Annotated in this window: 16 protein-coding genes; 11 read left to right on the top strand and 5 right to left on the bottom strand. The window is 65.9% G+C overall.

Annotated elements, in window-relative coordinates; translation table 11 throughout:
- The 5 genes from ASG29_RS04405 to ASG29_RS04385 all read left to right on the top strand — a co-directional run bounded on the left by ASG29_RS04405 (position 1) and on the right by ASG29_RS04385 (position 4476).
- A complete protein-coding gene (locus ASG29_RS04405; RefSeq protein WP_235532760.1) occupies positions 1 to 378 on the top strand; it encodes a hypothetical protein in 378 nt (125 codons plus the stop codon).
- Between the two features lie 88 nt (positions 379 to 466).
- Positions 467 to 1048, top strand: coding sequence for an SRPBCC family protein (locus ASG29_RS04400; protein ID WP_055980554.1), 582 nt, complete (start codon positions 467 to 469; stop codon positions 1046 to 1048).
- Positions 1048 to 2226, top strand: coding sequence for a zinc-dependent alcohol dehydrogenase (locus ASG29_RS04395; protein WP_055980551.1), 1179 nt, complete (start codon positions 1048 to 1050; stop codon positions 2224 to 2226). The genes ASG29_RS04400 and ASG29_RS04395 overlap by 1 nt, the downstream gene beginning before the upstream one ends.
- A 12-nt stretch (positions 2227 to 2238) precedes the next feature.
- A complete protein-coding gene (locus ASG29_RS04390) occupies positions 2239 to 3024 on the top strand; it encodes an SDR family NAD(P)-dependent oxidoreductase (protein ID WP_055980548.1) in 786 nt (261 codons plus the stop codon).
- 735 nt (positions 3025 to 3759) lie between these two features.
- On the top strand, positions 3760 to 4476 hold the full coding sequence (locus ASG29_RS04385; protein ID WP_055980546.1) for an IS6 family transposase: 717 nt from the start codon (positions 3760 to 3762) through the stop codon (positions 4474 to 4476).
- 113 nt (positions 4477 to 4589) lie between these two features.
- Here the strand turns inward: ASG29_RS04385 and ASG29_RS04380 are convergent, their stop codons facing one another.
- Both ASG29_RS04380 and ASG29_RS04375 read right to left on the bottom strand, forming a co-directional pair.
- A complete protein-coding gene (locus ASG29_RS04380) occupies positions 4590 to 5204 on the bottom strand; it encodes a glutathione S-transferase family protein (protein WP_055980543.1) in 615 nt (204 codons plus the stop codon).
- A 14-nt stretch (positions 5205 to 5218) separates the two neighbouring features.
- Positions 5219 to 7630: a TonB-dependent receptor gene (locus tag ASG29_RS04375; protein ID WP_082515605.1), complete on the bottom strand. Its 2412-nt coding sequence runs from the start codon at positions 7628 to 7630 to the stop codon at positions 5219 to 5221.
- 181 nt (positions 7631 to 7811) lie between these two features.
- On the opposite strand from ASG29_RS04375, the gene ASG29_RS04370 reads away from it, so the two are divergent.
- Positions 7812 to 8702 (top strand): TetR/AcrR family transcriptional regulator, encoded by an 891-nt coding sequence (locus tag ASG29_RS04370; RefSeq protein ID WP_156457863.1) that lies wholly within the window; start codon positions 7812 to 7814, stop codon positions 8700 to 8702.
- Here ASG29_RS04370 and ASG29_RS04365 read toward each other — a convergent pair.
- Complete coding sequence (locus tag ASG29_RS04365) at positions 8697 to 9356, bottom strand: TetR/AcrR family transcriptional regulator (protein ID WP_055980536.1); 660 nt, start codon at positions 9354 to 9356, stop codon at positions 8697 to 8699. The two genes, ASG29_RS04370 and ASG29_RS04365, sit on opposite strands and share 6 nt — an antisense overlap.
- Positions 9357 to 9411: 55 nt before the next feature.
- Positions 9412 to 10788 (bottom strand): MFS transporter, encoded by a 1377-nt coding sequence (locus ASG29_RS04360; RefSeq protein WP_055980534.1) that lies wholly within the window; start codon positions 10786 to 10788, stop codon positions 9412 to 9414.
- Between the two features lie 158 nt (positions 10789 to 10946).
- On the opposite strand from ASG29_RS04360, the gene ASG29_RS04355 reads away from it, so the two are divergent.
- On the top strand, positions 10947 to 11621 hold the full coding sequence (locus ASG29_RS04355; protein WP_055980882.1) for a nitroreductase: 675 nt from the start codon (positions 10947 to 10949) through the stop codon (positions 11619 to 11621).
- Positions 11622 to 11855: 234 nt separating this feature from the next.
- Positions 11856 to 12941, top strand: a complete 1086-nt coding sequence (locus tag ASG29_RS04350) for an NADH:flavin oxidoreductase (protein WP_055980531.1) — start codon at positions 11856 to 11858, stop codon at positions 12939 to 12941.
- A gap of 140 nt (positions 12942 to 13081) precedes the next feature.
- Here ASG29_RS04350 and ASG29_RS04345 read toward each other — a convergent pair whose 3' ends face one another.
- The gene (locus tag ASG29_RS04345; RefSeq protein WP_055980528.1) at positions 13082 to 13909 is read right to left on the bottom strand and encodes an IclR family transcriptional regulator domain-containing protein; all 828 of its coding nucleotides are present in this window, start codon (positions 13907 to 13909) and stop codon (positions 13082 to 13084) included.
- Between the two features lie 338 nt (positions 13910 to 14247).
- Between ASG29_RS04345 and ASG29_RS04340 the strand changes: the two genes are divergently transcribed.
- From ASG29_RS04340 to ASG29_RS04330, 3 genes are all read left to right on the top strand, one after another.
- Positions 14248 to 15888, top strand: a complete 1641-nt coding sequence (locus ASG29_RS04340; RefSeq protein ID WP_200932351.1) for a hypothetical protein — start codon at positions 14248 to 14250, stop codon at positions 15886 to 15888.
- Positions 15889 to 15995: 107 nt separating this feature from the next.
- Positions 15996 to 19022 carry a TonB-dependent receptor domain-containing protein gene (locus tag ASG29_RS04335; protein ID WP_055980522.1) on the top strand — a complete coding sequence of 1009 codons (3027 nt, stop codon included), beginning with the start codon at positions 15996 to 15998 and terminating at the stop codon, positions 19020 to 19022.
- Between the two features lie 26 nt (positions 19023 to 19048).
- Positions 19049 to 20494, top strand: coding sequence for a M20/M25/M40 family metallo-hydrolase (locus ASG29_RS04330; protein WP_082515602.1), 1446 nt, complete (start codon positions 19049 to 19051; stop codon positions 20492 to 20494).
- The last annotated feature ends 49 nt before the right edge of the window (positions 20495 to 20543 follow it).

The following is a 20543-nucleotide window of genomic DNA, read 5'->3' as shown; positions in this document are numbered from 1 at the left end:
ATGGCCGTCAAGTTTGCAGGGACGATGAACGCAATCAATCGCGGTCTGGACGAAACCAAGGCCTCGAAAGGCGCCGACATGGTGGAGGATTGGGAAGCCGCACTGGCCGACGTCGACGTACCGGGTGCCAAGGGCATCCTGCGCGATCTGGGCGCGCTTCGCAAACAGCTCGAAAAGGATGCGCCGGACGCGGATCGTATCCACGCATTGCTGCATCGGCTGGGGGCCGCGACGACCAAGATCGCTGACAAGGCGGACAAGTCGCAGGACAAGCTGAAGTTGTTGGGAGAGGCCCTGACGGAGGCGGGCGAGGATCAGCCGGACGAGGAAGAAGACACCGCCGCCGCCGCCGCCCCGAAGCGCGCCCGAAAGAAATGAGCGACGGGCCGGGGCGATCGGCCCGATCGCCCCGGTCGGAGCCGTCCCTTCGACCCGGTCATCATTTCCAGCAGTGAAAGGCTCAAAAATGGTGGAAGAAAAAATCCCCGGCCATGAGGACGATGCACCGCCGGCGACGTGGAAGAAAGGCGAAGCAATCGGCGCTGCCGGGCTTCCCGATCATGGCGACAGCATCGTGGCTCGTGCAGTCACGATCAACCGCCCGGTCGCGGAGGTGTTCGCGTACTTCCGCGACTTCGCCAACCTTCCGATGTTCATGGAGAATGTCGTGCGTGTCGACGTCCTCGATCCCCGGCGTTCGCACTGGGTGGTAAAGGCCCCCGCGGGCCGCACCGTCGAATGGGATTCTGCAGTGACGGACGAGGCGGAGGACCGGTTCATCGAATGGGCGTCCGAACCCGGCGCCGACGTCGAGAACAGCGGCCGCATCGAATTTCGCGACGCCGGCGTGCGTGGCACCGTCGTGACCGCGACGATCGTCTACGATCCGCCCGCGGGCATCGTCGGCAAGATCGTCGCCAAGATGTTCCAGCGCGAACCCGCGATCCAGGCGCGCCGCGACCTGCGGCGCTTCAAGCAATTGCTGGAAACCGGTGAGATCACCACCGCCGCCCGAACGCGGGCGGAACAGGAAGAGGAGGCCGCCTGATGCGCGCACTGGCATGGCATGGAAAGCATGACGTCCGCGTCGATACGGTCGACGATCCCGAAATCGTCAACCCGCGCGACTGTATCATCAAGGTCACGTCGACCGCGATCTGCGGTTCCGACCTGCACCTGTACGATGGCTACATTCCCACGATGCAGGCCGGCGACATCCTGGGTCACGAATTCATGGGCGAGGTCGTCGAGACGGGGCCGAAGTCAACGCTGAAGAAGGGGCAGCGCGTCGTCGTGCCGTTCACGATCGCGTGCGGCAGCTGCTACCATTGCGGCAAGCATCAATATTCCGCCTGCGACAACGGCAATCCGGCGGACAACCAGGACCTGGGGATGGAATTGTACGGGCAGCCCATGTCGGGGCTGTTCGGCTACAGCCACCTCACCGGTGGCTATGCGGGTGGACAGGCGGAATATGTCCGGGTGCCGTTCAGCGACGTCGGCCCGATCGTCATTCCGGACGGCGTCTCGGACGAAAAGGTGCTGTTCCTGTCCGACATCCTGCCCACTGGCTGGCAGGCGGCGGAGAATGCACAGATCGAGCCGGGCGATACCGTCGCGGTGTGGGGCTGCGGGCCGGTCGGCCTGTTCGCGGTCCAGTCCGCCTTCCTGATGGGGGCCGAACGCGTCATCGCGATCGATCATTTTCCGAAGCGTCTTGCGCTGGCGAAAAGGTTCGGCGCGGAAACGATCAACTTCGAGGAGAGCGCCGTCTACGAGGCGCTGATGGAGATGACCGGCGGGATCGGCCCCGATGCGGTGATCGACAGCGTCGGACTGGAAGCGCACGGCCTGTTCGTCGACAACGTCGTCGACCAGATCAAGGCGTCGACCTTCCTCGGCACCGATCGCGCGCATGCGATCCGACAGGCGATCATCGCCTGCCGCAAGGGCGGGCGCGTCTCGATGCCCGCGGTTTATGGCGGGTTCATCGACAAGTTCCCGCTCGGCGCATTCATGGAAAAGGGCCTGACGCTGAAGACGGGGCAGACCCACGTCCAGCATTACATGCCCGCGCTGCTGAACGCGATCATGGAAGGGAAGATCGATACCGAGTTCCTGATCTCCCACCGCATGGACCTCGAGGAGGCGCCCAAGGGGTACAAGATGTTCAAGGACGACCAGAACGAGGTGACGAAGGTCGTTCTCAAGCCCGGCTTCAACTGAGGATATTCGATCATGGCCAATAAATTCGCGATCATCACCGGCGCCTCGACCGGAATCGGCTTCGAACTGGCGACGCTGGCGGCGAAGGACGGTTACGACCTGCTGGTCGTGGCGAACGAGACGCTGATCCAGGCGGCGGCGAAGGACTTCGAACAGTTCGGCACCGCCGTCACGGCGGTGGAGGCGGACCTGTCCTCGACCGACGGGGTCAACGCCTTGCTCGCGGCGGCGAACGGACGGCAGGTTGACGTCCTGTGCGCCAATGCAGGCCACGGTCTCGGCCACGCCTTCCTCGATCAGTCCGTGGCGGACTGGCGGCATGTCGTGGACACCAACATCACCGGCACGATCTACCTGTTGCAGAAGGTGCTACCCGCGATGGTCGCGCGCAACGACGGCAAGGTCCTCGTGACCGGATCGGTCGCAGGGTACATTCCCGGCGCATTCCAGGCCGTGTACAACGGGACGAAGGCGTTCGTAGACAGCTTCACCGAGGCGCTACGCAACGAGATCAAGGACGCCGAAGGCGTCACGCTGACGACATTGATGCCCGGCCCGGTCGATACCGAATTCTTCGACCGCGCGGACATGCTCGACACTTCGGTCGGCGCCGACAACAACAAAAGCGATCCGGTCGACGTGGCGAAGGACGGATGGGATGCGTTGATGGGTGGGAAGACATCGATCTTCTCTGGCTGGAAGACCAAGGTGCAAGGCGTACTCGCCAATGTGACACCGGGATCGGTGCTGGCGGAACAGCATCGCAAGATGGCTGAACCGGGCAGCGCGACGGACTGACGCCGATACCGGCCGTTGGGGAGTTGTCAGGGCAAATGCACTAGGGAAATCAGCATCGCCAGTGCCATTGTGTCGCTCACCGCCCGCTCTTTCGTGATAGCCGGCGACATGGGCAGGCCGGCGTGGCGGGGCTCGGTAACGTAGGGACGCGCCCGACCACCAGCGTTGTGCCGGCAGATGTGACGATGGAAACGGCAATGTTCTGATCGGGCAAGCGGATACTCCGGGAAAAGAGACCTTGTCGCTGGCGGCCCGACCAGCCTGAGAACCTGCCCGCAGCTAGAAAGCGGACACCCGGCGAAGGCAATCGCATCGCGATCGATGCATGACAAGCCGCTTTGGGCGGCAGTCGACGGCCGTCGGCACGGCCGGCGGTGCGTGTCGGGCAGATACCTCCGTAGCCGAAACTTCCGGGCTCGAACCTAGCGATCGCGCTTGTGCCAGGTTCCCGCAGCGACACCGCCGAGGAGCGCCAGACCGAAAGCCCCTCGACCGCGCCGTAACAACGCCAGGGCGATCATGGTCAGGCCGAGCGATGACCACCCGGCGCCGGTCGCGCGCGCCGCCAGTTGCGCAGCGCCTATGCGGCGTATCACGCCCGATTTCCGCGGCCTTGTTATCGCCGGAACCGGCTCCGGCGCGGGCGTCGCGCCCTCGTCGGACGCGACATGGTCCGCGACGGCGTTGTCAGAGCAAATGCACCAGCCGGTAAGCGCGACGGGGTAGTTCAGTGAAATGTCACGCCCGCGCAAGCCAGCCAGCCCGTTCAGGTATTTTAACTCGTCGCCGGAGGTGATCCGGCTGGTGGTGCTGATGTACGTGCGCTTCCCGCTGTCGCTCCGGAACGTCGAGGACCTGCTGTTCGAGCGCGGCATCGACATCTGCCACGAGACCGTGCGCATGTGGTGGAACAGGTTTGGGCCGATGTTCGCCGGTGAGATCCGACGTCAGCGAGTGAACCGCATGCGTGGCTTTCGCCACTGGCGCTGGCACCTCGACGAGATGTACGTGAAGCTCAACGGCGAGATGGTCTACCTGTGGCGTGCCGTCGATCACGAAGGGGAGATCCTCGAAAGCTACGTTAGCAAGACCCGCGACAAAGGCGCTGCGCTGGCGTTCATAAAGAAGGCGCTCAAGCGCCATGGGTCCCCTGAGAGGATCACCACCGATGGACTGCGAAGCTACGGGGCCGCGATGGATGATATCGGCTGCCGCGAGAAGCAAGAGACCGGCCGCTGGGCCAATAACCGCGTGGAAAACAGTCACCTGCCCTTCCGACGACGAGAGCGGGCAATGCACCGTTTCAGGCGAATGAGCTCGCTACAAAAGTTCGCCTCTGTCCACGCTAACCTGCACAACCACTTCAGCCTCGAACGCCACCTCGTCGATCGACAGACCTTCAAGGAACGACGCTCTGCCGCCCTGGCAGAGTGGCAGATCGTCGCGAGCTAGCCCCCTACCCTCAAAGTCCGACGTGCATCGTGGAGAGAGCGGTTCGCATTAGACTGACAGTACCGCCACACGGTCCTGAAAAATCAGCAATAATTCAGAATGTCCGGTTTTCTCTACGCCCGATAGCTGTCCCGCTGCGACATCCGATCGTGCCACGCCGCGATTGACGGGACGTCCGTGACCGGCGCCATGCCGATCAGCGTCGCGAAATCGAGGATCGTCACCGCCGCGACATCCACGATGGAAAGCGCGTCGCCGACGAGGAACGGTCGGCCGTCCGCCATTTCGCGTTCCAGCCACGCCATCGACCGCGCCAGGATCGCGCGATTGGATTCGCCGAATGCCTGATGCTGGTCGATCAACGCCGCGGTGGCGGGATGGGCGTGGCGCCAGAACATCTTCACCGGCTCCCCGATCTGTATCTCCACCCGGCGCACCCACATGTCGATCGTCGCGACCTCCACGGGCGTGCGGCCGAACAAAGGCGGTTCGGGATGCGTGGCGTCGAGATAGCGACAGATGGCGATCGTTTCCGAAATCAGCACGCCGTCCCCGGTTTCCAGCACCGGCACCTGCCCCAGCGAGTTGCGCGCGACATGGTCCGGCGCCTTGTGATCGCGCTGACGCAGGTCGAGCATCACCTCGTCCAGCACGATCCCCTTTTCCGCGGCGACCATGCGCACGCGCCGCGGATTGGGGGCGGGCATCGGCGCGCTGTACAGCTTCATCGGCGTGGTCCTTCCTAGAAACGGAAATCGAGCGTGGCGCCGACGGTACGCACCGAATCGGGGCTGAGATATTGCAGATAGCCGCCGGGATTCAGCGTCGTCGTGGGGCTGGGGTTCTTCTGTGCCGCCCAGAACTGGTTCAGCAGGTTGATCGCGAACACGCCCACGCGCCAGCTGTTGTCGTCGGGCCCGATGCCGATATTGGCGCCGAGCAGGCCGAACGCCTTCTGGATCGTGCCGGGATCGCCGTTGGCGGCGTAATTGACGTCGGACTGTCCGCTGAAATTCACCTGCGCCGACGCGCGCATCCCGGCGCCGACCAGCTTCTGGTAATCGGCGACCAGATTGTAGCTGAACTTCGGCGCGGCGGCGAGCCGAAGGCCCGCGGCGTTGAAGAAGCCGTCGATGGAATTGGGGTTCGCGGGCGGCGCGACGCATGGGCCGCCCTGCGCGACCTTAGGCTGCCCGAAATAGCATTGCACCCCCTCGAACTCGCCGTAGCGTGCATCGACATAGGCGCCGCCGCCGCTCAGCGTCAGTTCCGGCGTGGGGCGCGCGACGATGCTGAATTCGACGCCCTTGCTGTCGAGCGATCCGGCGTTGGTGATGCGGTTGGCGTAGCTGGCGCTGGACAAATCGGCGACCTGCGCCTGGAAATCGCGCACTTCCGTCTTGAACAAGGTGGCGTTCAGCGTCAGCCGCCGGTCGAGCAGCGAGGCGCGCACGCCGATTTCGTAGTTCGTCGGAATCTCCGGCGCGACGCTCTGATCCTGCGCGGTGTTCGTGACGGTCAGGCCGCTGAACCCCGGCCCCTTGTACCCGCGCGACACGGTGGCATAGGCCATGACATCCTCCACCACGGTATATTGCGCGCCGAGGCGGAAGGAGAAATTGGTGTTGTCGATTCCCTGCCGCAGCGACAGCGTCACGCCGCCGGGGATCGGCACCGCGCCGGGGATCGTGCCGCGGCTGTAGTTCAGGTTCAGCTCGTCGTGCGTCAGCCGGCCGCCGACGATGAAGTTCAGCCGATCGCCGGCATGCACGTTCGCCTGCGCATAGCCGGCGTAGCTGCGCGAATGGACGCGGTTGGTTAGGTTGCCGTCGAAGATCGTGCCGACGGGGCGCGTCGGCACTACGCGGATGACCTGCCCGTTCGACGCGGGCACGATCCATTCCAGCCGCCCCTGCTGGTCGATGAAGCCGGTCGCGCGCTGGTCGAAGAAGAACAGGCCGGCGACGTAATCGATCGTGCCGCCGGTGGGCGACGTCAGGCGCAATTCCTGGCTCAACTGGCGCAGCGCGTTCGATCCGCCGTTGCGATCGACATAGTTCACGGTCGTATTGTCGCCGTCGTAGAAGGATTCGCGATACGACTGGCGATAGGCGCCGAGCGACGTCAGCGAATAATCGCCGATCTCGAAATTCGCCTCGATCGACGCACCGCCGCGATGCGCATAGCCGTAGGAGCGGCCCCCGATCGCGACCTCGCGGTTCCGGTCCGACGCGACGATGCCATATTGCGCCAGCGTCACCGCGGGGGCGTAGCCGGGCGCGTTCTTCGCCCACACCATCGAGCAGCAGAAGCGCCCGACCTCCGAATAGTCGCTGGAGAAGAACAGGCTGGCGGTATCGGTCGGCCGCCACATCAGCTTCACGCCGCCGCCGTAGTTCAGCTGTCCGTCGACGTCGCGCGGCTGGAACGGGCTGCGGTTGATGACGACGCCGTCGCGCTCCTTCGCGAAGCCGACGAGGCGCACAGCGAGGTCGTCGGTGACGGGAAGGTTGGCGATCAGGTTCACGACATGATGGCCGTTGGTGCCGAATTCGGTCCGGCCGATCAATTCGGTCACGCCGATCTTCGGCCGTACGGTGGTGAAGGATACCAGGCCGGCGGACGCGTTCTTGCCGAACAGCATCCCCTGCGGCCCGCGCAATATCTCCACCCGCTCGATGTCCACCAGCGTGGAGATGGTCGACGGATCGCCCAGCACGACGCCGTCGACGACGGTGGAGATGCTCTGCTCGATCCCGGCGGAAAAGCTGCTGGTGCCGATGCCGCGGATCAGGAAGCCGGAATTGCCCGCGCTGGTCGACTGCTTGTACTTCACGCTGGGGTCGATCAGCGTCAGCTGCTGCGGGCTGGTGATGTTCAGGCGTTGCAGGGCGTCGCCGCGCACCGCGGTGACCGCGATCGGCACGCGCTGGACGCTTTCGGCGCGGCGCTGCGCCGTCACGACGATGTCGTCGTCGCCGGCGGTGGCGACGGCGGGGTCGTCGGTCGCCGCCGCGGCCTGCGCCTGGTTTTCCGGCCCGACGGCCGCTTCCTGCGCCGCGAGCGCGGTGGGCAGCGCCAGCGCCGACAGCCCCGCCAACAATCGAACGATGCCGTACCTGCCCATTGAAAACCTCCCCATGCCGATCGTCACGGGGCGTGGCGGATATGCGGGGACGACGCACGGCGTCGCCGCCGCACAAGCCCCCTTGCCATCCTTCCCTATTCCGACCCATTATTGGTGCGTTGGTCACTCCGTAGATTCTAACTGGACGGATCGTCAACACCCAAAGTGCGCCGGTTGCCAAAGCGCGACCGTTATGTTTGATCGTCCGATGCCATCGGCCGCGCCCTCCCCCGATCCAGATGCGGCGGTCATGTCGCGCCGGGCGATCTACGACCTGGTCTGGTCGCAACCGATGTCGACCGCGGCGGCGGACCTGGGGCTGTCGGGCAACGGGCTGGCGAAGATCTGCGACCGGTTGCTGATCCCGTATCCGACGCGCGGATATTGGGCGAAGGTCTATGCCGGGCGCGACCAGCCGCAGACGCCGCTGCCCGACGCGCCGCCGGGAATCGCCACCGACGTCGCGATCACGCCCGCCCGCGCGCGGTCGCGCCGCCCGCGCAACCGCCTGACCCGCGGGGAACGCGAGGCGCAGATCCTGCGCGAGGCGGAACGGATCGTGCGGACGGAGGGGGTCCATGCCATGTCGCTGAAGCGGATCGCGCGCGACATCGGGATCAGCGAGGCGCAAGTTTACAATTACTATCGCTGCGGCGCGGACGTGCTGGTCGCCATGACGCGCACCGAACTGGTGGAGATGAACAAGGCGCGGCTCGCCGCCAGCCGCCACTGCACCGATCCGCAGATGCGCTACACCCTCACCACGATCGCCTACCTCCGGCAGGTGGCGACGCGCGGCGAGCTGTTGCAGCAATTGCTGGCCGTACCGGAGGTACGGCTGGCCCTGCGCGACGAGCATGAGGAGCGGCGCCACGCCAATCGCGCGGTGCTGGGCGAGGTGTTCGAGGCGGCGTACGGCGTGCCGCCGCGGGTCAGCACCCTGGTGGCGGCGATGCTGACCGCGATGTCGCTGCGCGGCGGGCGGTTGCTGGCGCGGGGGAAGATCGACCTGGACACCGCGCAACGGCTGGTCGTGCCGTTGATCGGCGCGGGCAACGATTACATGATCGCCCGCCACGGCGCCAAAGCGGCGTCATAGCAGGTCGGCGCCCAGCACCTCCCCGCGATCGTCGCCGCCGCCGGACAGGCCCGCGATCCCCGCCGCCACCGCCTCCCCGCACAATTGCCGCGCCAGCGCGCGGTTCGCCTCGCCCCGGAACGCCTTTCGCCCCGCCTCCTCCGGATAGGTCATCAACAAATGCAGGACCGCATTCGCCTCCCGCGCGGTGAGGTCCAGCGCGCTGCGCAGGCGGCGGACCAGCGGGCGAAGGAGCAGGCCCGCGCGCACCGCGACGCCGCGCCCCTCCCCCTGCGCCACGATCGGATCGGCCAGCAGCAGGTGGAGCAGCGGCCCGCGCGCGACGACGATATCGAAATAGAAAGCGGCGCACGCGCGCGCCGCGGCCGCCGGATCGGGCAGCGCCGCCGCCTGCGCCAGTGCGACGCGGTCGACCGCCTCCAGCTCCTGCTGGAGCAGGGCGGTGCCGAGTGCGGCCTGTGTCGGGAAATAATTGTAGATCAGCGCCTTGCTGACCCCCGCCAGCCGGGAAAATCGCTCGAACGACAGCGGCAGCCCACCCTGTTCCAGGATCGCAGCGGCGGCATGGCCCAGCAGGTCGGCCTGCCGCGCATCGCGGGTCGCGCGCGGGCTGCGCGACGGTGCGTCCGCCGCGCTCACCTGTCCCACCGCCATCGGGCCTCCCGCTCCATGCGCCCGGCATAGCCGTACCGGCGCCGCGCGGGAACATTCATTGCGTGGCGGCGAGACGCAACCGGTCGACCAGCGCGACATAGGGGCGATAGGCGATCAGCAGGCACAGCAGCGACAGCGTGACCATCGCGATGCTGACGATCAGGATCGAATGGTGGATCGCCGCCGGATCGTGGAACACGCGGTCGTTGAGCAACGCGATCAAGGTCGGGCCGAGGCCGAGGCCGAGCAGGTTGATGACCAGCAGCGAGATGGAGATCGCGGTGCCGCGCATCTGGTTCGGCACCATCTGTTGCAGGATCGCGGGGCTAAGCCCGTTGAGGAACGTCGGCAGGAACACCGCCGCCGCCAGCGGGAACAGCGCGGTGCGGCCGTCGGGGATGAGCGTGTAGGCGACGATGAAGGGGATCGTCAGCAGCTTCACCGCCACCGCGGCGCGCAACCGCCCCGCCGCGCCGTGCCGCCGCGTCATCACGTCGCCCAGCCATCCGCCGCACAACACCCCCGCGGTGCCGAAGGTCAGCAGCAGCAGGCCGTAGGTATGGCCGATCTCCACCGCGCTCCACCCGTGGCGCCGGATGAACATCGACGGCACCCATGCGGCGACGCCATATCCGGCCACGGCGGAGAAGCCCATGAACAGGTTGATGCCGACGAAGGCGCGCGCGTTGGTGCGCAGGTATGCGACGACGTCGCGCAGCGGCACCGCGCCGACCGTGCTGGTGCCGTCCGCCGCGATGCGGTGGTGCAGCGCGCCCGTGCGCCGCGGCTCGCGCAGCGACAGCGCCAGTCCGGCGACCAGCAGGCCGGGAAAGCCGATGATGAGGAACACCGTCTGCCACGGCCGGATCTCACCGATCAGTGGCAGCAGCAGCGGCCCGGAGCGCAGCGCGCCCGCGATGATCGTCGCGCCGATCACGAGCGCGAGGCCGCCGCCGATGAAGATGCCGATACTGTACACCGCCAACGGCAGGCCCACCTTGTGCGGCGGGAAATGGTCGCCGATCAGCGAATTTGCCGCCGGCGTCAGCACCGCCTCCCCCGCGCCGACACCCATGCGCAGCAGCAGCAGCGCCGGATAGCTGCGCACCAGCCCGCACCCCGCGGTCGCAAGGCTCCAGAAGGCGATGCCCGCCGCGACCAGCGACGTGCGCCGCCGCGAATCGACCAGCCGCCCCAGCGGCAACCCGACCAGGACGTTGCACAGGGCGAAGGCCAGCCCCTGCAACAGGCTGATCTGCGTATCGGTCAGGCCTAGGTCGCGCTTCATCGGTTCGACCAGCAGGCTCAATATCTGGCGATCGAGGAAGGAGAAGACATAGGCGACGGTCAGGACGGCGACGACGTACCAGCCATAGGCGGGCGACGGATAGGTCGCCGCCTGCCCCGCCGCCGCCCCGGCCGATGGCGGCATCGATGCACGAAGCGCTTCACCGTCATCCATCGCCACTCTCCCCAAACGTGTCGCCATCAAACAGTTATTGGTGGGATATGCAACAGGATCGCGTGGCGGTTGTCGCGACCCGCCGTCCGGCCTAAAGCGGTTGCGACGACCATGGGATGGAGCCGATGATGGAATTCGACGACGTGATGCTCGGCCGGCGCAGCATCCGCGGCTATCGCCCCGATCCCGTACCGCGTGCACTGATCGAGGAAATCCTGACGATCGCGATGCGCGCGCCGTCGTCGATGAACACGCAGCCGTGGAATTTCTACGTCGTGACCGGCGAACCGCTGGACCGGATCCGGCAGGGCAATACCGAACGGATGGTGGCGGGCGTGCCGCAATCGCGCGAGTTCCGCACCGGCGAGGCGTTCGTCGACCATCATCGCGACCGGCAGGTGGGGGTCGCCAAGCAATTGTTCGCCGCGATGGGGATCGCGCGCGACGACAAGGACAAACGGCAGGACTGGGTCATGCGCGGCTTCCGCCAGTTCGACGCGCCGGTGTGCATCATCGTCACCTACGACCGCATCCTGGACGGCAGCGACGATACGCCGTTCGATTGCGGCGCGGTCACCAACGCACTGGTCAATGCGGCATGGTCGCGCGGGCTGGGCGCGGTCATCAACAGCCAGGGGATCATGCAATCGCCGGTCGTGCGCGAACATGCCGGGATCGCGGACGACCAGGTGATCCTGAAGAGCATCGCGCTGGGCTGGCCCGAGGACGATTTTCCCGCGAATGCGGTCGTGTCGGAGCGCAAGCCGGTCGAGGAGGCGGCGGTGTTCGTCGGCTTCGACTAAAGCCGGCGACGCGCGACGCCATGCGAAGCTCGACAAAAGTAATCTACCCCGTCGCGTTCGACGGCGGCAGATCAAACGTCCCATCCGGTGACGAGCGAACGGGATCGGCAGGCCACGGATGCCCCGGATATCCGGCGCGGGCTGACGTTCCCAACCGGCCTGGTTTGACAAATCGCGAAGGGTCGGGCCACGGCCACCCCATCCTGCAATCGTGCGCTACTGGGAGAGTCTGACATGGCCGGTCTGTTCGAGCCTTTGTCTCTGGCGCATGGGCCGGCGTGGAAGAACCGCTTCATGCTTGCGCCGCTGACCAACCAGCAGAGCCATGCCGATGGCCGTCTTTCGGACGATGAACATCGCTGGCTGGTCAAGCGCGCGACGGGTGGTTTCGGGCTGACGATGACCGCGGCGGCGCACGTTCAGGCGGTGGGTCAGGGCTTTGCCGGGCAGCTCGGCATCTTCGACGATGCGCAGCTCGACGGGCTTACCCGGCTGGCAGCGGCGATCCGGGCGGAAGGATCGGTTTCGTCGGTGCAGCTGCATCACGCCGGCAACCGCTCACCGGCGGAACTGGTGGGGACGCCGGTGTGCCCGTCGGACGATCCGGAAACCGGCGCGCGCGGGCTGACGCTCGACGAGGTGCGGCGGCTGCGCGACGATTTCATCGTGGCGGCGACGCGCGCCGAGAGCGCCGGGTTCGACGGGGTCGAGGTGCACGGCGCGCACGGATATATCCTGACGCAGTTTCTCTCGGCCGATACCAACCGGCGCGACGACATCTATGGCGGCGACCTCGACAATCGCGCGCGGCTGCTCGTCGAGATCGTCGACGGCATCCGATCGGCGTGCCGCGCGGATTTCCAGATCGGCCTGCGGTTGTCGCCCGAGCGGTTCGGGCTGAAGCTTGGGGAGATCCGCGACGTTGCCGGCATCTTCCTGCGTGCGGCCGCCGTCGATTATCTCGACCTGTCCCTGTGGGACGTCACGAAGGAGGCCGTCGAGGAGGAGTATCAGGGGCGACCGCTGCTCGATTGGTTCACCGACCTGCCGCGCGGGAACGTGAAGCTGGGCGCCGCGGGCAAGATCATGAGCGGCGCGGACGCCCGCGCGGTGATCGCCGCAGGATGCGATTTTGCGGTGATCGGTCGCGGGGCGATCCTTCGGCACGATTTCCCGGCGCGGGTCCGGGCCGATCCCGACTATGTCTCGCCGCCGCTTCCGGTCACGGCGCAGCACCTGGCGGACGAGGGACTGGGGACGGCTTTCATCGGCTACATGAGCGGCTGGCCGGGGTTCGTCGCGACGGACGACGCGGACTGACGGACGGACGCTTCGGACCGTACGGCGCGGCGGCCACCGGGGCAGAACCGTCAGCCCTTCCTTGCGGTGGGGCCGCCGGTCACGCCCCTCGGGCTGCAACCTCGCTAGGGTAATCGTACGCCAACCCTATCCTTGCGGCCCTAACTCCTGGAGAAGCGTTCGTTGATGCTTTTCGCCGCGGCGAGCAGTTCGGGGACGAGCTTCTCGCGCATGTCCGTGATCGGGAAACGCATCGACGGGCAGCAAGCGTTGAGCGCCGCGATGACATGGCCGGCCCCATCGTGGATGGGAACGGACAAGGAGCGCACGCCGACCTCGAGCTCCTCGTCGACGAGCGAATAGCCCAACGCACGCGTTTCCTCGATGATCGTCCGGAGTTGCTGGATCGTCTTGACCGTATTGCCCGTGTGCTTCTCCAGCCTGACGCGCTTGAAGTAGTGACGCAGCGCCTCGTCGCTCTCTCCCGCAAGCAGCACGCGTCCCGTCGAGACGGCATAAGCGGGGAGGCGATTTCCGATGTTGATACTGACGGCGATGACGCGATCCGGCGTCGACCGCGCGAGATAGGTCACGTCGTCACCGGTCAATACCGCCGCGTAGATCGATTCCTGCGTTCGCTGCGACAAGGCGTTCATGACCGGCTGAACGATGTCGAGCATGCCGACGGAGGACAGCGCCGAATAACCGAGTTGCAGAACTTTCGGGCGAAGCGAGAAATCGCGGTCACGTTTCTCGGCGTAACCCTCTCGCACCAGCGTCAGCAAGAGCCGCCGAACCGTCGCACGCGACATGCCGGTGACTTTGGCGACGTCGCTCAACGTCATCGACGGCTTGTCGCGGGTAAAGGCGCATATCACCTCCAGCCCACGCGCCAGCGACGCGACATAATCGCGGTCGCCGTCATCCGCATCGTCCACGATTTCTTCCGGGTTGCCATCCCGTATGGAATTACGTGATTTTTCAGACATTATATTCTTCCTCGCGGGATCGCGGCTTCCCTAGCTAGACGCCCGCCGACGAAAACGGAACCACGATACACTGCAAGGCACGCACCGGTTTCGCACACACTGGCACACATCCCCTACCCCCACCAAATCTGTTCGATATGGCAACATGCGTTCGCTATGCGACCAGAATGTGATTGACAAGCGTCGCGGTTGGGACGACTTTCGTGGTGCGACACAGCAGGTAACCTGCGGTCGAAAAAGGGGAATAGACCATGCGGATGAGGTTCGCGGTCGGCGCTGCAATCGCGGCGCTGACAACAGGGGCGCCTGCGCTTCAGGCAGAGACTTTTCGGGTCACGATGTCGGCGCCGGCAACGCCCGGTTCGTCGTACGAGGGCCGGTTGATCCTGATCCTCGCCGCCGACGACAAGAGCGCGCCGCGGGATCAGGTCGACGCCAGCTACGAGGGCGCGCAGATCTTCGGCATCCCCGTCCAGGATTTCCGCGCGGGTGAGGCGCGGGTGATCGGCGACGACGTACCCGGCTATCCCGGACGCAAACTGAGTGACGTGCCCGCCGGCACCTATTCGGTGCAGGCGGTGCTCCACAAATACGACACCTTCCGGCTTGGCAACGGCAAGGTCGTGAAGCTGCCCGCCGCGCGCGGCGCGGGGCAGAACTGGCGCAAGGAGCCGGGCAACCTCATCAGCAAGCCGTTCAAGGTCACCTTCGACCCGAAGAAGCCGGGCGAGATCGGGATCGCGTTGAGCGAGGTGCTGCCGCCGGTCGAGGAGCCCAAGGACAGCGAGTTCATCCGCCACTTCAAGATCAAGTCGGATCGGCTGTCCAAGTTCTGGGGCCGCGACGTCTTCATCCGCGGTCACGTGCTGGTGCCGAAGGATTTCGACAAGCACCCCGAGGCCAAATATCCGCTCGCCATTTTCCACGGGCATTTCCCCGACGATTTCGGCGGCTTCCGCACCACGCCGCCCGACGCAGACATCAAGTGTACGCCCAACAAGCGTTTCATCAACGAAACCTGCTACGCGCGCACCGAGCAGCAGGAGGCGTATGGCTTCTACCAGAAGTGGGTCTCGCCCGATTTCCCGCGCATGCTGATCGTCGAGATCGACCATTCCAATCCGTATTACGACGACAGCTATGCGGTGAACTCGGCCAACATCGGCCCGTATGGCGATGCGATCACCTATGATTTCATCCCGGCGCTGGAAAAGAAGTTCCGCGGGTTGGGCCAGGGGTGGGCGCGCTTCCTCTACGGCGGATCGACCGGCGGATGGGAAGCGCTGGCGGCGCAGGTTTTCTATCCCGACCAGTATAACGGCGCCTTCGCCGCCTGCCCGGATCCGATCGATTTCCGGCAGACGATGGTCACCGACATCTACAAGGACAAGAACGCCTATTTCTGGACCGGCCCGTTCGGTCGCGTGGCGAAGCCGGGCAAGCGCGATTACCTGGGCCACCTGTCCCAGACGATCGAGGATGAGAACCGCTGGGAAGCGGTGCTCGGCGACAAGACGCGCTCGGGTGGCCAGTGGGACGTCTGGGAAGCGGTGTATTCGCCGATGGGCCAGGACGGATATCCGCAGCGCATCTGGGACAAGGCCACCGGCGTGATCGATCCCAAGGTCGCCACCTACTGGCGCGACAATTACGACCTGCGCCATATCCTGGAGCGAGACTGGCAGAAGCTCGCCCCCAAACTCAAGGGCAAGATCCACATCTATGTCGGCGACATGGACAATTTCTACCTCAACAACGCCGTCTACCTGATGGAGGACTTCCTCAAGAAGGCGAAGCCGGCTTACGGTGGCGAGATCCTTTACGGCGATCGCGACGAGCATTGCTGGAACGGCGATCCGACGCAGCCCAATTCCGTCGGGCGGCTGCGCTACAACTGGATGTACGTGCCCAAGATCATGCAGCGGATCGAGGCCGCCGCCCCCAAGGGCGCCGACCTGACCAGCTGGCGATACAAATAACCGATCGGCTGCGCCGGGCATGGGGATGTCCGGCGCGGACCGACAATAACAACCGACAACCATCAGGGAGTTCGACCATGTCCACCAGGGCGTCATTGCGTACATTCTTGCTAGGCACCGCCGTCGCGTTTGCCGTCGTCGCACTACCCGCACAGGCGCAGGACAGCGTCACCGACGCGGCCGATGCCGGCGCGGCCGACGGCGGCGACATCGTCGTCACGGGATCGCGCCTGCGCTCGCCCAACCTGGAGAGCGTCAGCCCCGTCACGACCGTGTCGGGCGAGGAATTCGCCATCCGCGGCACGGTGCGTACCGAGGATCTCGTGAACCAGTTGCCGCAGGTGTTCGCGGCGCAGGGCGCGGCCAATTCCAACGAGGCGACGGGCACCGCGCAGGTCGATCTTCGCGGTCTCAGCCCGTCGCGCACGCTGGTGCTCATCAACGGTCGCCGCCTGCCCTACGGTTCGCCCAAGAATATTCCGTCCGACCTGAACCAGGTGCCGACCCCGCTGATCCAGTCGGTCGAGGTGCTGACCGGCGGCGCGTCGGCCGTATACGGGTCGGATGCGATCGCGGGCGTCGTCAACTTCAAGCTGATGGACAATTTCAGCGGCATCCGTTTCACCGGCAACATCGCGGGCTTCCAGCACACCAACGACAGCGACGACCTGCGCGATCTGCTCGATCGCAACAACGCGCGCGTGCCGGGCGCGTATCTCACGCCGGACAAGTCCGTGTGGACCGGGTTCACGACCGAAGTGTCGGCGGTGGTCGGCGGCAATATCGGCGACAACCGCGGGAACGTCACCGCCTATGCGACCTATCGCAAGGTGAACCCGATCCTCCAGCGCGACTATGACTACAGCGCCTGCGCGCTCGGCGCGACGGGCACCGGCGGCAACGAATTCTCGTGCAGCGGTTCGGGCACCAATGCGCCCGCCAACCTCACCAACGCCGGCGGGATTTCGGGCCTGCCGACCTCGTTCCGCGTCACCAACGACGGGCAGTTCGTCGCCGGCTCGCAGACCTACAATTTCGCGCCGTTCAACTATTACCAGCGCCCCGACGAGCGCTACGCGCTCGGTGCGATGGCGCATTACGAGGTGAACGATAACTTCGTCCCCTACCTCGAAGCGTCGTTCATGGAGGATCGCTCGGTCGCGCAGATCGCGCCGGGCACCAACAGCGCCGGCATCACGGTCGGTGCGGGCAGCATCAGCGGCATCAATTGCGACAACCCGTTCCTCAGCGCGCAGCAGGCGAATTTCCTGTGCACCAGCCGCGGGCTGTCGACCGGCAGCAGGTACGACGCGGCCGGCAATTACGCCGGCCCGCAGTCGGTGGCGCAGGGCGTGCTGGTCGCGCGCCGCAACGTCGAGGGCGGCGCGCGCCAGGATGACATCCAGCACCAGAGCTACCGCGTCGTGGTGGGCGCGCGGGGCGAGATCGCCGGGCCGTTCCGATACGATGTGTACGGCCTGTATTCCAAGGTCAGCTATCGCAGCCGTTTCACGGGCGATGCGAACCGGCAACGGACCGCCAACGCGTTCAACGCGGTCCGCAACTCGGCCGGGCAGATCGTCTGCGCGATCAACGCCGACGCGAACCCCAACAACAACGACGCGCGCTGCTCCCCGCTCGACTATTTCGGCCCGCAGGCAAGCCAGGCGGCGACCGACTATGTCGCCGAGTTCAAGTCGATCACCGGCGATACCAACCTGGTCAACGTGGTCGCCGCGATCGACGGCAACCTGGGGGAATGGGGCTTCACCTCGCCCTTCGCCAAGAACGGCGTCGCCGTGGCGTTCGGCTATGAATTCCGCAAGAATTCGGTCGATTACCAGCCGGACGAAATCTATCAGGCCGCCGCCAGCCCGGAACTGCCGATCAACGGTGCGATCGAGGTGAAGGAATTCTTCGGCGAGCTGAACGTGCCGCTGATCGAGGACGTCCCCTTCTTCCAGAACGTGTCGTTCGAGGGGGCGTATCGCTATTCCGACTATGACAGCGGGTTCAAGACCGACACGTACAAGCTTGGCCTGAACTGGTCGCCGGTCCGCGATTTCCGCTTCCGCGGATCGTACCAGCGCGCCGTCCGCGCGCCCAACGTCATCGAGCTGTTCTCCAGTCAGCAATTGTTCGAGGTCGAACTGACCGAGAACGCCGATGGATCGTACGATCCCTGCTCGGGCGCGACGCCGATCGCCAGCCTCGTGCAATGCGCGCGCACCGGCGTGACCGCGGCGCAATACGGCAACATCGTCGACAATCCCGCGGGCCAGTTCAACTCGCTGATCGGCGGCAATCCCGGTCTCCGGCCGGAAACCGCGAAGACCCTGTCGCTCGGCGCGGTGTTCGAGCCGCGCTTCATGCCGGGCCTCACCATCTCGCTCGACTATTTCGACATCAAGGTCGAGGGGCTGGTCGGCAGCGTCAACCCGAACCTGGCGCTTCCCAACTGCCTCAACAGCGGCGACCCCTATTTCTGCGGCCTTATCCAGCGCAGCCCGGGCAGCGGATCGTTGTGGCAGGGTGAGAACGGCTTCTTCCGCCGCTTCAACGTCAATACCGGATCGTTGCAGACCAAGGGCGTGGACGTCGCCGTCGATTATCGCATGAACCTGGACGATCTCGGGATCGGCGGCGGCCGCGTGAACTTCAACCTGGTCGGCACCTATCTCGACTCGTACCGGACGGTGCCGCTGCCCGACTCGCCGACCAGCGACATCTATGAATGCAAGGGTCTCTACGCCGGCCTGTGCGGCCGTCCGCGGCCGGAATGGCGGCACAAGTTCATGACGACCTGGGCGCCGACGGAGCGCTTCGGCCTGACGGGCACTTGGCGCTACGTCTCGTCGGTGCAGATCGCCCAGACCAGCGACCAGCCGGCGTTGACCGGCAGCTTCTCGGGCGTGAACCGCGAACTCGGCTCGCGCAGTTACTTCGATCTCGCCGCCTCGTTCGAGGTGCGCAAGGACCTCACCTTCCGCGCCGGCGTGAACAACCTGTTCGACAACAACCCGCCGCTGACCACCACCGCGGCGATCGAGGACGGCGGCAATGGCAACACCTATCCGCAATTCTACGATGCGGCGGGCCGTTACCTGTTCCTGGGCGTGACTGCCGGCTTCTAGGGCCGGAACCTTGCCGGGGGCGCCGCATGCGCGCTCCCGGCCCTTTTTTTGGCAAGGGGTGGATGATGATGCGTTGGTTTGGCGGGGTCGCAGCAGCGGCCCTTTTGGCGTCCGCGGTTCCGGCGATCGCCGCTCCGGTCACCGATGCGGATCGCGCGATGGCGCGGCAGATGCTGGAGGAAGCGATCGCGACGCCGACGGCCAAGGGCCGCGGGCAGGTGCCGGTGCTGATCGAGCGGTTCGCCGTGCGGCTGCGCGCCGCCGGCTTTCGCGATGACGAGATCGTTTCCGTCCCGGTCGAGATCGACGGCGAGAAGACCGCGGGTCTCGTCGTGCGCTACGCCGGGCGTGATCCCAAAGCGAAGCCGATCGCCTTCCTCGGCCACATGGACGTGGTCGACGCGCTGAAGGAGAATTGGGCGACCGACCCCTATGTGCCGACCGAGAAGGACGGGTACATCTACGGCCGCGGCTCGACCGACAACAAGGCGGGCGTGACCGCGCTGGTCGCAAGCTTCATCCGCCTCAAGAAATCGGGTTTCGTGCCGCAGCGCGATCTCCTGCTCGCCTTCTCCGGCGACGAGGAGAGCGGGATGATGACGACACGCGCCTTGACCAGGCACCCGCTGGTCGCGCGCGCGGAATATGCGCTGAACTCGGACGCGGGATCGGGCCAGCAGGGTGCCGACGGCAAGTATCGCTTCAACATCCAGGCGGCCGAAAAGACCTATGCCAATTTCGTGATCGGCGCGCGCAATCCGGGCGGGCACAGCTCCGCGCCGGGGCCGGACAATGCGATCTACGACCTTGCCCGTGCGCTCGTGAAGCTGGAGGGGTTGCGGTTTCCGGTCGAGTTCAACGACATTACCCGCATCATGGTCGCCGACCTCGCCAAGGAAAAGGGCGGCGAGCTGGGCGACGCGCTCAACCGCCTGCTCGCCAATCCCGGCGACGCCGCCGCCCGCGCCATCGCGGAGAAATATCCGCGCGACGCCAACATCCTGTGGACCACCTGCGTCGCGACGATGCTCCAGGCCGGCAACGCGCCCAACGCATTGCCGCAGAACGCTAACGCCACGGTCAATTGCCGCATCTTCCCCGGAACCACCGTCGAAGCGGCACGTGCAAGGATCGGCGCGACGATCGCCAACCCGAAGCTGACCGTCACCGTGCTGGGCGAAGGCGTCGCCAGCCCGGTATCGCCGGTCAATCCGGCGGTGTTCGCACGGTTGCAGAAGGCGATGGACGCGACCTATCCGGGCGTCGTGCTGAAGCCCAGCATGTCGTCCGGCGGCACCGACGGGCGCGAATTCCGCGCCGCCGGCATCCCGACATATGGCGCGGGCGCGTTGGCGCTGAAGGCCGATGACGGCCGCGCGCACGGCACCGACGAGCGCGTGCCGATCGCCGCCTACCTGAAGCAGCTCGATTATTGGGACGCGCTGCTGCGCGATTTGGGGAGCCGCCCGTGATCGCGGCGGTCGCGCGCCGCGACGTGCTGCGCGGCGCGGCGACCGGCGG

The sequence above is a fragment of the Sphingomonas sp. Leaf412 genome, assembly GCF_001425405.1.
Classification (GTDB): Bacteria; Pseudomonadota; Alphaproteobacteria; order Sphingomonadales; family Sphingomonadaceae; genus Sphingomonas.
Note: the sequence above shows the minus strand (reverse complement) of the source record. Positions and strands in the feature narration are given on the sequence as shown.